At 53.4% G+C, this 13,632-nt stretch carries 9 protein-coding genes; 7 read left to right on the forward strand and 2 right to left on the reverse strand.

Going from position 1 to position 13,632, the window contains the following annotated elements:
* Positions 1 to 1,461 carry a PspA/IM30 family protein gene (locus tag NP589_RS08975; protein ID WP_256606681.1) on the reverse strand — a complete coding sequence of 487 codons (1,461 nt, stop codon included), beginning with the start codon at positions 1,459 to 1,461 and terminating at the stop codon, positions 1 to 3.
* 239 nt (positions 1,462 to 1,700) lie between these two features.
* On the opposite strand from NP589_RS08975, the gene NP589_RS08980 reads away from it, so the two are divergent.
* Genes NP589_RS08980 through lpxB form a run of 3 tightly spaced genes read left to right on the forward strand, consistent with a single transcriptional unit; the run spans position 1,701 to position 4,972 of the window.
* The gene (locus tag NP589_RS08980) at positions 1,701 to 2,639 is read left to right on the forward strand and encodes a Gfo/Idh/MocA family protein (protein ID WP_064035243.1); all 939 of its coding nucleotides are present in this window, start codon (positions 1,701 to 1,703) and stop codon (positions 2,637 to 2,639) included.
* Between the two features lie 12 nt (positions 2,640 to 2,651).
* Entirely contained in the window at positions 2,652 to 3,749 is a 1,098-nt protein-coding gene (locus NP589_RS08985) for a DegT/DnrJ/EryC1/StrS family aminotransferase (protein WP_256606682.1), read from the forward strand.
* A 53-nt stretch (positions 3,750 to 3,802) separates the two neighbouring features.
* On the forward strand, positions 3,803 to 4,972 hold the full coding sequence (gene lpxB / locus NP589_RS08990; protein ID WP_256606683.1) for a lipid-A-disaccharide synthase: 1,170 nt from the start codon (positions 3,803 to 3,805) through the stop codon (positions 4,970 to 4,972).
* A gap of 51 nt (positions 4,973 to 5,023) precedes the next feature.
* Here lpxB and tgt read toward each other — a convergent pair whose 3' ends face one another.
* On the reverse strand, positions 5,024 to 6,133 hold the full coding sequence (gene tgt / locus NP589_RS08995) for a tRNA guanosine(34) transglycosylase Tgt (protein WP_256606684.1): 1,110 nt from the start codon (positions 6,131 to 6,133) through the stop codon (positions 5,024 to 5,026).
* Between the two features lie 299 nt (positions 6,134 to 6,432).
* Here tgt and NP589_RS09000 point away from each other — a divergent pair, with 299 nt between their 5' ends.
* The 4 genes from NP589_RS09000 to NP589_RS09015 are packed head-to-tail and all read left to right on the forward strand — an operon-like array spanning position 6,433 to position 13,435.
* Positions 6,433 to 7,533, forward strand: a complete 1,101-nt coding sequence (locus NP589_RS09000) for a response regulator (protein ID WP_256606685.1) — start codon at positions 6,433 to 6,435, stop codon at positions 7,531 to 7,533.
* Between the two features lie 7 nt (positions 7,534 to 7,540).
* Positions 7,541 to 8,461 (forward strand): response regulator, encoded by a 921-nt coding sequence (locus NP589_RS09005; RefSeq protein ID WP_256606686.1) that lies wholly within the window; start codon positions 7,541 to 7,543, stop codon positions 8,459 to 8,461.
* A gap of 13 nt (positions 8,462 to 8,474) precedes the next feature.
* Entirely contained in the window at positions 8,475 to 10,799 is a 2,325-nt protein-coding gene (locus NP589_RS09010) for a PAS domain-containing protein (protein WP_256606687.1), read from the forward strand.
* Positions 10,796 to 13,435: a PAS domain S-box protein gene (locus NP589_RS09015; RefSeq protein WP_256606688.1), complete on the forward strand. Its 2,640-nt coding sequence runs from the start codon at positions 10,796 to 10,798 to the stop codon at positions 13,433 to 13,435. The genes NP589_RS09010 and NP589_RS09015 overlap by 4 nt, the downstream gene beginning before the upstream one ends.
* The last annotated feature ends 197 nt before the right edge of the window (positions 13,436 to 13,632 follow it).

Below are 13,632 nucleotides of genomic sequence, written 5' to 3' on the forward strand. Positions count from 1 at the left end.
TTAAAAAGACATGACGATTTGGGCTATGCCCAGTTTTCTGTCGAAATAACGCTCGGCTGTTTCTGTGCCCAGCGAATCGTTGTATTCAAATTTGACCCGCAAATGATCGCTAAATTTATAGTTAAAGCCCAGGCTAAGCATGGAGATGTCGTTGATCGCCACGGTGCTGCCGTCGAAGTCCAGGCCAAGGTCTTGCGAAGGTTGCCAGCGGCTGTAGCGGGCGAACGCCACTATCGGTTGTTTGCTCAGGCTTTCCAGGTCCACGGTCAGCGTGGAGTGATAGCCCAATTGGTGGCCCTTGCCGAAAGGGCTGGTGTTTGGATCGGGGATGATGATCGGCAATGGGTTGCCGTCCGCGTCTTGCTCCAAAAACACCTGTTGATGCGCATTCAGCAGCATGAATTCGTTTTGTAAGCGCCATATGCCGTAGCCGATACTCAGGTCCGCGCCGTAAACGGTATTGCGGATCCGGTTTTCGCCATCGAACTCGCTGAGGTGGGAAACGCCGATTTCAATGCCTTCAGGATTGGCATTGTGGATCTTGTAGGTGTTTTGCCCCAAAGCCAGACCCAACCGGCCGCCGACGGTATGGCCGTCGTTGGCATAGAGGGCGTCGGTCCAGAAGGCCGAATAGTTGAATATATCCCAAGCGCCATAGGAACGAATACCGTCGGCATTGTAACCGCCCAATTGCATGCGGGAGGTGGTCAACGGCGCGGTAATAGTCATGCGGTCCTTGTTGGCGAAATTTTGGTAGTCGTTACCGAACGGTAAGTCGAAACGGCCGGCCTGGATGTGAAAACCCTTGTTATTGAAAATCCGGCCACGCGGCGGAATACGATCATTGAACGAATGGTAGTCGACCAGCGCGACGGCGATGCCGGCCATGGTGCTGCCGCCACTTAGCGCGCCGGGGCCGCTGTTGCCGCAGAATACCGCGCCGGGCGCGCCATAATCGGCGTTGGATGAATTGCCGCACAGTACTAACGCCGAGCTTGCGCCAAAGTGGTCGTCATGCACATAGTCCAGATCCAATTCCACCGAGCCAACACTGAAGGTTTGGTCGGTAGAGTTGCCGGTTTTGGCGTTGATGTCGAAAAAGCCGCTCATTTGCAGGCCGTTGGCTTCGGCAGCTTCTTTCAAAGCAGCAATTTTTTTGTCCAGCGCTTTCAGTTTGGTATCCACTGTCGGCTCGGGCTTAGCATTGGCAGCGGTTTTTACCGGTGCCGGTTCGCCGGCCGGAGCTACTGTTGGGTTTGCCAACACCGCGACCGAATTGCTTCTTTCCTGCTCCAGTTGTTTGATGCGGGCTTCCAGTTGTTCAATTTTCTGGTCTTTTTCCTTCAGCATGCCTTGCACAATCTGCCTAATATGCTCGTCTTCCGCAGCGGTTGCATGTGCGTCGGCGTGGGCTGCCAAGCTAAGCAGGGCGATAGCTATTCGCTGGTTTCTTGGGTGCATGTCTATCTCTGGGTGTAAGCTTAGGACTACGTTTGTTTCAGAATCGTCGTAATGAGGCAAGGTTAGTTGCTTTTGTTGGCATTACAAGTTGGTGCATATTGCCGCGCTAAATTCGCCGATCCGTTTCCGAATGACGGTGCGGCTTATTCAACAAAGAATCTAATGTTACAATGGACGGTTTTATGCCCGGCGCGCGTCTGTCAAAGGCTGGGAAACCGCGAATCAAGCTTAGGTCGTTTATGAATAAACTGAAATGTGCCGTGATAGGTGCCGGATATTTAGGAAAGTTTCATGCGGAAAAATACGCATCGTTAAAGGATTGCGAATTGGTGGCGGTGGTTGATATCAATGCCGAGGCGGCTCAACAAGTCGCCGAAAAAACCGGCTCTCAAGCTTTGACGGATTACCAGGAATTACTGGGCAAAGTCGATGCGGTCAGCGTTGTGGTTCCCACCAGCTACCACCACCGCGTATCCAAGGACTTTCTGAACGCCGGCGCGCATGTATTGGTGGAAAAGCCGATCACCGTTACGGTTGAAGAAGCCGATGAGCTGATCGCGATTGCCAAGGAAAAAAACGTCATTCTCCAGGTCGGGCACTTGGAACGGTTCAATCCAGCCGTGCGCGGTCTGGAAAAAATGGAAGATAAGCCTTTATTCATCGAGTCGCATCGCCTATCGCCGTTTAATCCACGCGCCAACGACGTCAGCGTGGTGCTGGATTTGATGATTCACGATATCGATATCATCATGGCCCTGGTCGATTCGGAAGTCGAAAAAATCGATGCCAGCGGCACGGCTGTGCTGACCCAAGGCACCGACATCGCCAATGCCCGCATCACGTTTAAAAACGGCTGCGTGGCTAACGTGACAGCTAGTCGGATTAGTATGAAGATGGAACGCAAAATGCGCATGTTCCGCCCCAGTTCCTATATTTCCGTGGACTTTCAGAACCGGGTTTTGATCAAACACAGGACCGGCGAGAAGGAAATGTTTCCCGGCATCCCGGAAATCGTTACCGAGGAATCGGTATTTGAAAGCGGCGACGCCCTGCTTGACGAGATTAAACATTTTGTCAATTGCATCAAGACCGGCGAGAATCCGCTGGTTCCCGGCGAAGCGGGCCGTAAAGCGCTGGCTACCGCGATAGAAATCACTAAATTCTTAATCCATCGATAAAGGGCTGTCACTATGATCCCCATGGTCAATCTGCAAGCGCAGTATGCGGAAATTCAAGATGAAATCGTCGGCGGTTTCACCGAAACTCTAAACAACTGCGCGTTTATCCTGGGGCCGAATGTGCAGGCTTTCGAGAAAGAAGCCGCCGCCTATCTGGGGGTTAAACATGCTATCGGTTGTGCGTCGGGCACCGATGCGCTGCATTTGGCCTTGTTGGCGGAAGGCATAGGCGTCGGCGACGAAGTGATTACCAGCGCATTTACCTTTATCGCCACCGCCGAAGCCATCAAATATGTCGGTGCCAAGCCGGTGTTTGTCGATATCGATCCCGGCACTTTCAATATCACCCCGGCCAATATCGAAAAAGCGATTACAGCCAAAACCAAGGCGGTGATGCCTGTGCATTTGTTCGGCCAGCCTGCCGATTTGCCGGCCATCAAAGCTATTTGCGACAAACACGGCTTGAAATTGATCGAAGACTGCGCGCAATCCTTCGGCGCGACGGTTTACAACAAGCAAACCGGCAGTTTCGGCAATGCAGCCGGCTTTAGTTTCTTTCCCAGTAAAAACCTGGGCTGCTTCGGCGACGGCGGCTTGGTGACCACTGATTCCGATGAAACGGCCGCCAAGATCAAACAGTATCGCAATCACGGCTCGGACGTGCGCTATTACCACGACGTCATAGGTTACAACAGCCGGTTGGACGAGTTACAGGCTGTAGTGTTGCGCGCCAAATTAAAACGCATCGACCAATACAATGCCGCTCGCCGCCATGCCGCGCATTTGTATTCCACACTGATGGCCGACTTGCCGTTGACTACGCCGTATGAAGACGGCATTGGCGTGCATGTGTATCATCAATACACCTTGTTGTCGGATCGCCGCGACGAGGTGATGAAAGCCTTGCAAGAGCAGAAGATTGGTTGTGCTGTCTATTATCCGGTGCCGCTGCATCAACAAAATGTCTTCAAGGAAGAGTGTGCCGGATTGTCCTTGCCGGTCACCGAGTCGGTAGCGGCGCGCTGTTTTTCTTTGCCGATTTGTTCCAATCTGAGCGACGATACCGTCAAACAAATTGTCGGCGTGATTCGCGGCGTTTTCCAAGCGTAATTCAAAAAATGTAGGGTGGGCTAAGCCATGAGCGGCCCACCAACAACTCTCAAATGACCAATCAAGCAGTCTATAAGGTGCTGTTTAGCGCCGGTGAATCCTCCGGCGATCAACATGCCGCCAATATGTTTCTGGAGCTGAAACAGCGTTGTCCGGCGATTCGCGGCATCGGCATGGGCGGCAGCAAAATGCGCCAGGCCGGTATCGACGTGCGTTACGATTCGGCGGGAATTGGCGTAATCGGATTGGTGGAGATTCTGAAGCACTACGGCGAGATCCGCCGAGCGTTGAATTTACTGAAACAAATCATTGCCGATGAAAAACCGGATTTGCTGGTTTGCGTCGATTACAAGGAGTTCAACCTAAAGCTGGCGCGCTTTGCTAAAAACCAAGGTGTGAAAGTGCTGTTTTACGTCAGCCCACAGGTTTGGGCCTGGCGGCCGGGCAGGGTGGTTACTTACGGTAAAGCCATCGACATGATGGCGGTCATTTTTCCGTTCGAGACTCGATATTACGAAACTGAAAATGTCCCGGTCCGTTATGTCGGCCATCCTTCCGTCGATAAAGTCCATCCGCAACGCAGTCGGTCCGAGGATTTCGAGGCGTTTGGTCTGGACCCCAATCGGCCTGTCGTTGGCATACTCCCCGGCAGCCGGGGTAACGAAATCAAACGCATCTTGCCGGTGATGCTGGCGGCGGCGGCTAAATTGGCGGCGCAGCGGCCGGATTTGCAGTTTGTATTGCCGCAGGCCGATTCGATCAGCGATGCGGAATTGGCTGAGCATCTGGCTAATAGTGCTGTGGCAATCCATATCGTCAAACAGCAGCCCTATGATGCGATTCAATGTTGCGACGCGGTGATGACCACCTCCGGCACCGCTTCGCTGGAAATAGCCTTACTCGGTGTGCCGATGGTGATCGTATATCGATTGGCAGCGTTCAGTTATTGGTTGGGTAAACGCTTGGTAAAGATCCCGTTTATCGGTTTGCCGAATATCATCGCCGGCAAGGCCATAGTCAAGGAATTGATTCAGGAGCAACTGACCGCGGAGAATTTGGCGGCCGAGATTCTCAATTTATTGGCCGACGGGGATTATCGGCAGCGCTGCATTTCGGCGTTACAGGCCGTCAAACACCAGCTTGGCGACGGCGGCGGCTCAAAAAACATGGCGCAACTGGCTTTGGAAATGTTGAACGGGCAAACAGCAGCCCAAGACGGGTAAAACTTCCGGGCTGCTGGCAAGCAGCCGGATTTTGAAGATTTACAGACCTTATTAAACCGGGCTGCGACTGTCGCGTTGGTCGTAAAATGCGGCGACAAACGTATCGAAACGCTGCTCTTCGATAGCGTCCCGCAAACCTTGCATCAATTCCAGGTAGTAATGCAGATTGTGGATGGTGTTCAGCCTGGACCCCAACATTTCCTTGCATTTATCCAGGTGCTTTAGATACGAACGTGAGTAATTTCGGCAGGTGTAACAACTGCAATTCTCGTCCAGTGGCCGGGTATCGAATTGGTATTGCTGGTTTCTGATTTTGATCACGCCGTGACGGGTGAATAAATGGCCGTTGCGGGCGTTGCGGGTCGGCATCACGCAATCGAACATATCGATGCCGCGCCTGACACCTTCCACCAGATCTTCCGGGGTGCCGACGCCCATCAGATAACGGGGTTTATCCACCGGCATTTTCTGATGAATCGCATCCAGCGTTGCCAGCATTTCGTGTTTGGGCTCGCCTACCGACAGGCCGCCGATGGCATAGCCGTCAAAGCCGATGTCGGTCAATCCGGCTATGGATTCTTCGCGCAATTGCGGATACATGCCGCCTTGCACAATGCCGAATAATGCGGACGAGTTGCCTTCGTGCGCGCGCTTGCTGCGTTCCGCCCAACGCAGGGACAAGCGCATGGAGTCGGCGGCTTCTTGATAGCTGGCCGGGTATGGGGTACATTCGTCAAAAATCATCACGATATCCGACCCTAGGTCGCGTTGCACCTGCATCGACTCTTCCGGGCCCATGAATATTTTGCTGCCATTGACCGGCGATTTAAACGTTACGCCTTGTTCGCTGATTTTGCGCAATGCACCCAGGCTGAACACCTGAAAACCGCCGGAGTCGGTCAAGATGGGCTTTTGCCAGCGCATGAAATCGTGCAGGTCGCCGTGGGCTTTCATCACGTCCATGCCGGGCCGCAGCAACAAATGAAAGGTGTTGCCCAGTATGATTTGCGCGCCCAACTCGTTTAAATCTTCCGGGGTTAAAGACTTTACCGTTCCGTAGGTGCCGACCGGCATAAAGATAGGCGTTTCGACCACGCCGCGGGCAAAAGTCAGCTGGCCGCGGCGGGCGTGACCGTCGGTGGCTTTAAGTTTGAATTCCATGCAAATCCGGCAAACGAAAAAAGGCGGAATTATCGGTCCTTTTCGTTCTGCAAGCCAGCGGAGTTGAAATACGGCAGCGAATAATCGCCTTTTACCGCACTGGCGGCTTGAAAATATTGAGCTGTTGCAGTTAGCGTCAAATATTTGATGAGATTACCGCAGCTTTTGTATCCAAATACCCATCGGTAGGCAATTTTGTTTATTATCGGGCAATTGTTGATTTCATTAACTGCCTTAGCGATATTGATGGATTTTTTTTCAGGCCATAAAACCTATAATCGGCCGTTCTCGGGGGCGCTATGTTTGATACGAACAGCAAAACCATTTTGGTAGTCGACGACTCTCCAGAAAATCTCACCGTCATCAGCGAATTACTGCAACCACAATACCGCGTGCGGGTTGCTACCTCCGGGCAAAGAGCCTTGCAGATGGCCGCCAACCAGCCTTACCCCGATTTGATTCTGCTTGACGTGATGATGCCCGGCATGGACGGTTATCAAGTATTCGAGCATCTGCGCGCCGATCCTATTACGCGTACGATTCCGGTGATATTCGTCACCGCGATGGACAGTATGGAGTCCGAACTGCATGGACTGGATGTCGGCGCGGTCGATTACATCACCAAACCCATCCTGCCGCCCATCGTTTTAGCGCGCATCCGCACCCAGCTGGAGCTGAAGCAGGCCAGAGATTGGCTGCGCGATGAAAATACCTACCTGGAAATGGAAATAGCCAAGAGGATGAGCGAAAACGAGTTGATTCAAAAAGTCAGCATTCGCGCCCTGGCGCATCTGGCGGAAATTCGCGATCCGGAAACCGGCAACCACATCCTGCGCACCCAAGGTTACGTCCAGCATTTGGCCCTGGCCTTGCAGAGCCATCCGCGCTTTTTCGCGACATTGACCGATCACTACATCGAATTGCTGACGCGCTCCGCACCGCTGCACGATATTGGTAAAGTCGGCATACCGGACGTAATCCTGCAAAAACCTGGCAAATTAACCCGCGAGGAATGGGCAGTGATGAAAACCCACGCCAAATTGGGCAGCGACGCGATAGAAATGGCCGAACGTGATGCCACGCGCTCGGTGGAGTTTTTGATTTTGGCCAAGGAAATTGCGCATTGGCACCATGAAAAGTGGGATGGTAGCGGCTATCCGGATGCGCTGGCGGGTGATGCTATCCCGGTTTCCGCGAGGATTATGGCGCTCGCGGATGTATTCGACGCCTTGATTTCCCGGCGTGTTTACAAAGAGCCCATGGCTTTCGCTGAAGTCAAGGCTATTATTGTTGAAGGACGTGGTCGCCACTTTGATCCCGATATGGCCGATGCCTTTTTAGCCGATTTCGATGCTTTCTGTGATATTGCCCAACGCCATCTCGATTTAATCGCGGAGTAAAAGAGTTATGACACAAAACCCTCGCATATTGTTGGTTGAAGACGAGGAAATTATCGCCATCATTATTCGGGATTTACTGGTCGCCGAAGGTTTTCTGGTGACGGTCTGTGCTAATGGCTGCATTGCCTGGGAAACCTTACAGCACGACCAGACCGGCTACGATTTGGTGCTGTTGGACCGGGGCTTGCCGGGGATGAACGGTATGGAACTGCTGCGATTGATCAAGGGTGACCGAGTCTTGGCCGCCATTCCGGTGATTATGCAGACCGCCCGCAGCGACAAGAAAAGCATCCAGGAAGGGCTTAGTCAGGGCGCTTATTACTATTTGACCAAACCGATTCAACCGGAAATATTGATCGCCGTGATCAATGCCGCACTGCAACAGCGCCGTGAGTTGCAGGAAATGTCCGAAACAGTCAATCGCGCCGGACGTCCGTTGACGTTAGTCCAATCCGCCGTGTTTCGCTTTCGCGATCTCGATGAAGCGAAGATGTTGAGCCATTGTTTAGCCCAATCCTGCCCGGAACCCGAGCGGGTTATCCAGGGCTTGCAAGAGCTGATGGTTAATGCGGTCGAGCACGGAAACCTGGGCGTTTCCTATGCGGAAAAAGGCGAGCTGATGCTGGCGGGAATCTGGCTGGAGGAAATTCAAAGACGTTTGACACTCCCGGAATTTAGCCCGCGTTTTGTTACTGTGCATTTCCAGCGTTTGCCGGATAAGCTGGTGTTTACCATTCAAGACCAGGGTGCCGGTTTTGATTGGCAGGATTATCTGGATTTCTCCCCGGAGCGGGTGTTCGATTTGCACGGCCGGGGTATCGCGATGGCCAGGCTGATGAGTTTTGATCGTCTGGAATATCAGGGTAACGGCAATACGGTATCCGCCGTAGTTAACGGCATGTCTTCTTTGTACGGCTTCGACAATTAATCGACTTAAGCCCATGCTGTGGCATAACGATCAATCAAACTCAGCGCAGGTCAGCCGCAAAAGCGTATTAGCCGTGGTGCTGATATATGCCATCTTCGCCGCCAGCTGGATTTTGGCGTCGGATCAGTTGCTTCACCACTTTTTCAAAGACCCCGACCAGCTGACGCTAGCCAGTATGCTGAAAGGCTGGATTTATGTGCTGGTGACATCTTTACTGCTCTACGGCTTGATGCGGCGCTGGTTTGGCCGGAAGGCCGAACCCCAAACCGTTCCCCCCGCGCCGCGAAGCCAGTTGTTTTCGCTTGGTTTGTTGATAGCGGTCATCTTGGCTTTGATGGCGGCGAGCGTGACTCTGACCATCGAGCAACACACCCAAGAAGAGTTCGGTCGGCTTCAGGCGGTCGCCGGCCTCAAGTCCAGGCAAATCAGCGACTGGCTGAATGAACGGCGCGGCGATGCGGATTTTATCCAAACCAGCGAATTTTTCATCGACCTGTATCAACGCTGGCAGATTGATGGCGATATGCAAAGCGCCGAACGCCTGCAAAGCCGTTTGGAACAATTTCGCAAAAGCTGGGGAATCTCCGCTATCAGTCTGCTTACACCTGAAGGCGAGCGTTTATGGCGTTCCGCGAATGCACCCGACACGCTCTTGCCCGGGCTGCTGGAGGTTGTGGAGTTGTCGACAAAAATCCGGCAAGTCCAATTGGTTGATCCTTACAAAGATGACGGCGGACGCGTCCTGCTGGATTTGGTTGTGCCGCTGACAGCCCATCATCAGATCGCCGCGCCGCTGATTGTTTTGCATCTTGATCTTAGCGAGTGGCTGTTTCCGGTTCTGGAGAGTTGGCCGGTAGCTAGCGGCAGCGGCGAAACCTTGTTGTTTCGGCGTGAGGGCGATGAAATTCTCTATCTGAATCCGCTGCGCTTTCGCCCGGACGCGGCGGCATCGTTTCGTCTGCCGCTCAACACTGCAAATTTATTGGCCGGCAAGGCGCTGCAAAGTAAAGCCAGCCTCGATAACGTCCTGGAAGCCAAGGACTACCGCGATGTTTCCGTCATTGGCCTGGTGCAGGCCATAAGCGGCACGGACTGGTTGTTATTGACCAAGCTGGATAAGGCCGAAATCTATCACAAGGCCAGGAGCGAAGTCGTCTGGATCGTCTGCGTCGGCAGTTTGACCATTTTTATAGTCTGCGCCGGTTTTTATCTGGTGCGGCAGAGTCAGAGTCTGGCCTTGGCTACGGCAGTGCAGAAGGTACAAGCGGAGCGTCTGCGTGCCCTCGATTTATTAGCCGCCATATCCGATTTGTCCGTGGACGCGATATATGCCAAGGATCTTGAGGGCCGTTACATATTGTTCAATGTCGCCGCGAGTAATTTTGTCGGCAAGCCTGTTGATGAGGTTTTGGGTCATGACGATGCGGCCATCTTCCCCCCCCAACAAGCCGAATATTTGCGGGAGTTTGGCCGCCGGGTCATGGCCGAAAACATAACGCTGACGGCTGAAGAAACCCTGGATACGCAATTCGGGCCCAGGGTTTTCCTGGCGACCAAGGGACCATTATGCGATGCGAACGGGAAAGTGATAGGGCTGTTTGGAATCTCGCGCGATATTACCGAACGCAAACAGGCTGAGCTTGAATTACGCGAGAGCGAGGCACGCTTTCGCGGTTTGGTGGAACAGTCGTTGGCGGGGATTTATATTATTCAAGACGGGCGCTTTATTTACGTCAATCCGGGCTTTGCGGCGATCTTCGGCTATCAGCGGGCTGAGGACATTATCGACGGCAAGCTGGTAGCGGATCTGGTCTGTCCACGGGACCGGCAGATGGTGTTGGAAAATTTGCGTCGACGTATCGATGGCGAAATTGAGGACATTAATTACTGCTTTGAAGGCATCCGTCGCGACGGCAATGGCATTGACGTCGAAGTGCATGGGCGAGGTTTTACATATCAAAACCGGCCGGCGGTGATTGGTTTCATTCTGGATATCAGTGCCCGCAAAGCCGCCGGAGACCAACTCAATCTCCAGGCCGCGGAACTAAAGGCGCGTAACGATGAATTAGAACGTTTTAACCGGGCCATGGTAGGCCGCGAGCTGGATATGGTTAAGTTAAAGCAGCAGATCAATGATCTGTCTGCCGAGCTGGGTCGGCAACCGCCGTATGCATTGACGTTTTTATCAACTCAGCCTATCAATGCCGCGAGCCATGAGCCTGACGAAGGGCTTGCCGGGTCTGGCTTGGAGCAACTCAGCTCGAACCAAGTACCGGTAATAAATGGGATTGGGTTGATAAGCGGCGATACGTCGGCGGCGGAAGAAGACAGTTTATGAGTATCGCTGAGCTGCCATTTGGCGAATTTTCCAAGCTGGTGAGTTCTCGTTACCTGCTTAGGCATAGAGTCGCCTATGTATTGGCGGTGCTGCTGGTTGCGGTTGCGCTGGCAATTCGTCTGAGTCTACCGGCGTCCTTCGGCGAACGCCCCATGTTGCTGCTGTTTTTGTTTCCGGTGATTGTGAGTGCCTTGCTCGGCGGCTTGGGGCCAGGGCTATTGGCGACCTTGATGGCGGCCGTTGTGACTAATTTCCAGTTGCTGCCACCCTTTCGCAGCTTGGCGATTGCCGGTATTTACGATGTTGCGCAATGGATGCTGTTTATTGCCAACGGAGTTCTGATAAGCCTGTTTAGCGAATTCTTGCTACGCACCCGGCAACGCGAAAATGCGCACTGGCGTCAATTGCTGGAAACGCGGGACAAGCTGCGATATAGCCAAACCCTATTCCAGACCACGTTCGAACACGCGGCGGTAGGGATTTGTCTATTGGCTCCGGACGGGCGTTGGCTGAAGGCTAACCGCACGTTTTGCGAGATAGTCGGTTATAGCCGGGACGAATTGCTAAGCAGCAATTTTTCGGACATTGCCCATCGGGAGGATTGTGGAGGTCTGTTGCAAGTGCCGACGGACGAAGCGGATGGTTTTTCCGGAGACCAGCGCTTTATCCGCAAGAACGGCAGTATCGTCTGGGTTAAATTAAGTGCTTCCGTTGCGCGCAAACCGGATGGTAGTCCCGAGTGTTTTATTTTGATCATGGAAGATATTGAGCAGCGCGAGCAAGCGGTGCTGGCGCTACATAACAGCGAAACGGCCTTGAAAATTGCCCAGCGTTTAGCTGCTTTAGGTAGCTGGGCATGGGACTTGCGGACTGGCGAACTGAAATGGTCGGAACAGGTTTACAGTCTGTTCGGCCGCGATCCCCATTTACCGCCCGCCGACTATGACGAGGTTGCCCGGTATTTTAAGCCCGAGAGCTGGCAGCGCTTGCAGGCTGCCGTAGCTAAGGCCTGTAGCGATGGCGTGGCTTACGAATGCGAAGCGGAATTGATGGACCATGATGGTCAGCGTCGCTGGGTAGTAGCCCGAGGCGAACCCGTCCGCAGTGAGCAGGCTAATATAGTGGCTTTGCATGGCACCTTGCAGGATATAAGCCCGCGTAAACAGGCCGAACTTGCTCTGCAAGATGCGCAGTGGGCGGCCCTGGAAAAGCAAGGCGAGGCCAGGCTAGCCGCGCTTAATTTGATGGAGGATGCGCTTGCCGCTCGTGAAGCGGTCGAGGTGGCTAATGCCTCGCTGCGCGAAAGTGAAGAATTCAAGCGGGCTATTTTGGATTCGGTGAGTGCCAACATCGCGGTGTTGGACCGCGATGGCGTCATTGTCTCCGTCAATAGACCCTGGCAGCAGTTTGCCGAGGATAATGCCCTGGCATGCGGGAAATTCGTTGATGTTTGCGGCATAGGCACTAATTATTTGCAGGTTTGCCGGCAAGCATTGGGTCCGTATAGGCAGGCATCGCTGGCGGTATTCACCGGATTGTCGGCTGTTTTGGAAGGCCGGCTTCCCCGTTTTAGGTATGAATATGCTTGCCATTCCGCGCAGACACAGCGCTGGTTTGCCATGGTCGTCACGCCTTTGGAAACTGCGGAAGGCGGCGCGGTGGTTTCTCAAACCAATATTACCGAGCGTAAATTGGCGGAGATTGCCCTGGTCGAGAGCGAGGAACGTTTACGCTTGGCGCAAAGTAGTGCCAACATTGGGATCTGGGATTGGCATATTGCTAGCGGCAAAGTGCAATGGACTGCCGAACTTGAGGCCATGTTTGGTTATGCACCAGGGACTTTTCCGGGTAATTATCAGGCTTTCAGTCAAGTTGTGTATCCGGGGGACCTACCCGAATTGGAGCACCGGCGAGATGCGGCGGTCGCGGCACACCAGTCCTTTGATTTTGATTTTCGGGTTCAACTCCAATCTGGATGCGTCAGATGGCTAAACTCCAAAGGTGGCGCCCATTATGATGAAATGGGAAAACCTAAGCGCGTGTTCGGTATTTGCATCGATATTACCGAGCGTAAAAATACCGAAAGCGAACTTAAACTCTGGGCGCAAGCATTCGAAAACGCCGAATTCGGTTTGGCGATTGCCGATGCCCAGACCAATTTGTTTTTGGCGGTGAATCCGGTATTTGCTGCGGAGCGTGGCTACAACACTGAAGAATTGATCGGTAAACCGGTACTAATGGTTTATCCGCCTGATTTAATCGATCAGATTAAAGACAGGATCGAGAACCTCGATACCTCCTGTCATGGCGTGTTTGAGGCCGAACATCAGCGTAAGGACGGCAGTCGTTTTCCGGTAATGATAGATGTAACCGTCATTAAGTCCGGCGACGGTAAACCGGTGAGGCGAGTGGCTTACGCCTTGGACATTAGCGAGCGCAAGGCCTCCGAGCTAGCTTTGCGGGAGCAAACGGATGCGCTGCAGCGCTTCAATCGGGCCATGGTCGGCCGGGAAGTGGACATGATTGCGCTAAAACAAACCATCAACGAGCTGTCCCGGCAACTGGGGCGGGAACAGCCCTATCCTCTGGCGTTTATGGAGCGGACCGGGCCAACCCCGACCCTGGATGCCCGGTGATGAGTTGCGTCCGGCTGATTATTAACCCGTCCCTTAATGACAGTCGCTCCCGCGCAGGCACGAGCTCAGTAATATTCCTGGGTTCGCGCCGGGGTCTAACGGCTCCCGCTTTCGCTGTCATGACGGCTATAGGGAATTTAAGGGCCGGGTTACGAGTAAATTCAGTAAAACGCCGGGTCTTTTGGCCTTGCCGCGCC

Source organism: Methylomonas rosea (assembly GCF_024505055.1).
GTDB lineage: Bacteria > Pseudomonadota > Gammaproteobacteria > Methylococcales > Methylomonadaceae > Methylomonas > Methylomonas rosea.

What these genes read in the sequence shown, in the direction of transcription:
- NP589_RS08985 (WP_256606682.1), top strand. Translation starts at nt 2,652, where the DNA reads ATGATCCCCATGGTCAATCTGCAAGCGCAGTATGCGGAAATTCAAGAT.
- NP589_RS08980 (WP_064035243.1), top strand. Translation starts at nt 1,701, where the DNA reads ATGAATAAACTGAAATGTGCCGTGATAGGTGCCGGATATTTAGGAAAG.
- NP589_RS09005 (WP_256606686.1), top strand. Translation starts at nt 7,541, where the DNA reads ATGACACAAAACCCTCGCATATTGTTGGTTGAAGACGAGGAAATTATC.
- tgt (WP_256606684.1), bottom strand. Translation starts at nt 6,133, where the DNA reads ATGGAATTCAAACTTAAAGCCACCGACGGTCACGCCCGCCGCGGCCAG.
- lpxB (WP_256606683.1), top strand. Translation starts at nt 3,803, where the DNA reads ATGACCAATCAAGCAGTCTATAAGGTGCTGTTTAGCGCCGGTGAATCC.
- NP589_RS08975 (WP_256606681.1), bottom strand. Translation starts at nt 1,461, where the DNA reads ATGCACCCAAGAAACCAGCGAATAGCTATCGCCCTGCTTAGCTTGGCA.
- NP589_RS09010 (WP_256606687.1), top strand. Translation starts at nt 8,475, where the DNA reads ATGCTGTGGCATAACGATCAATCAAACTCAGCGCAGGTCAGCCGCAAA.
- NP589_RS09015 (WP_256606688.1), top strand. Translation starts at nt 10,796, where the DNA reads ATGAGTATCGCTGAGCTGCCATTTGGCGAATTTTCCAAGCTGGTGAGT.
- NP589_RS09000 (WP_256606685.1), top strand. Translation starts at nt 6,433, where the DNA reads ATGTTTGATACGAACAGCAAAACCATTTTGGTAGTCGACGACTCTCCA.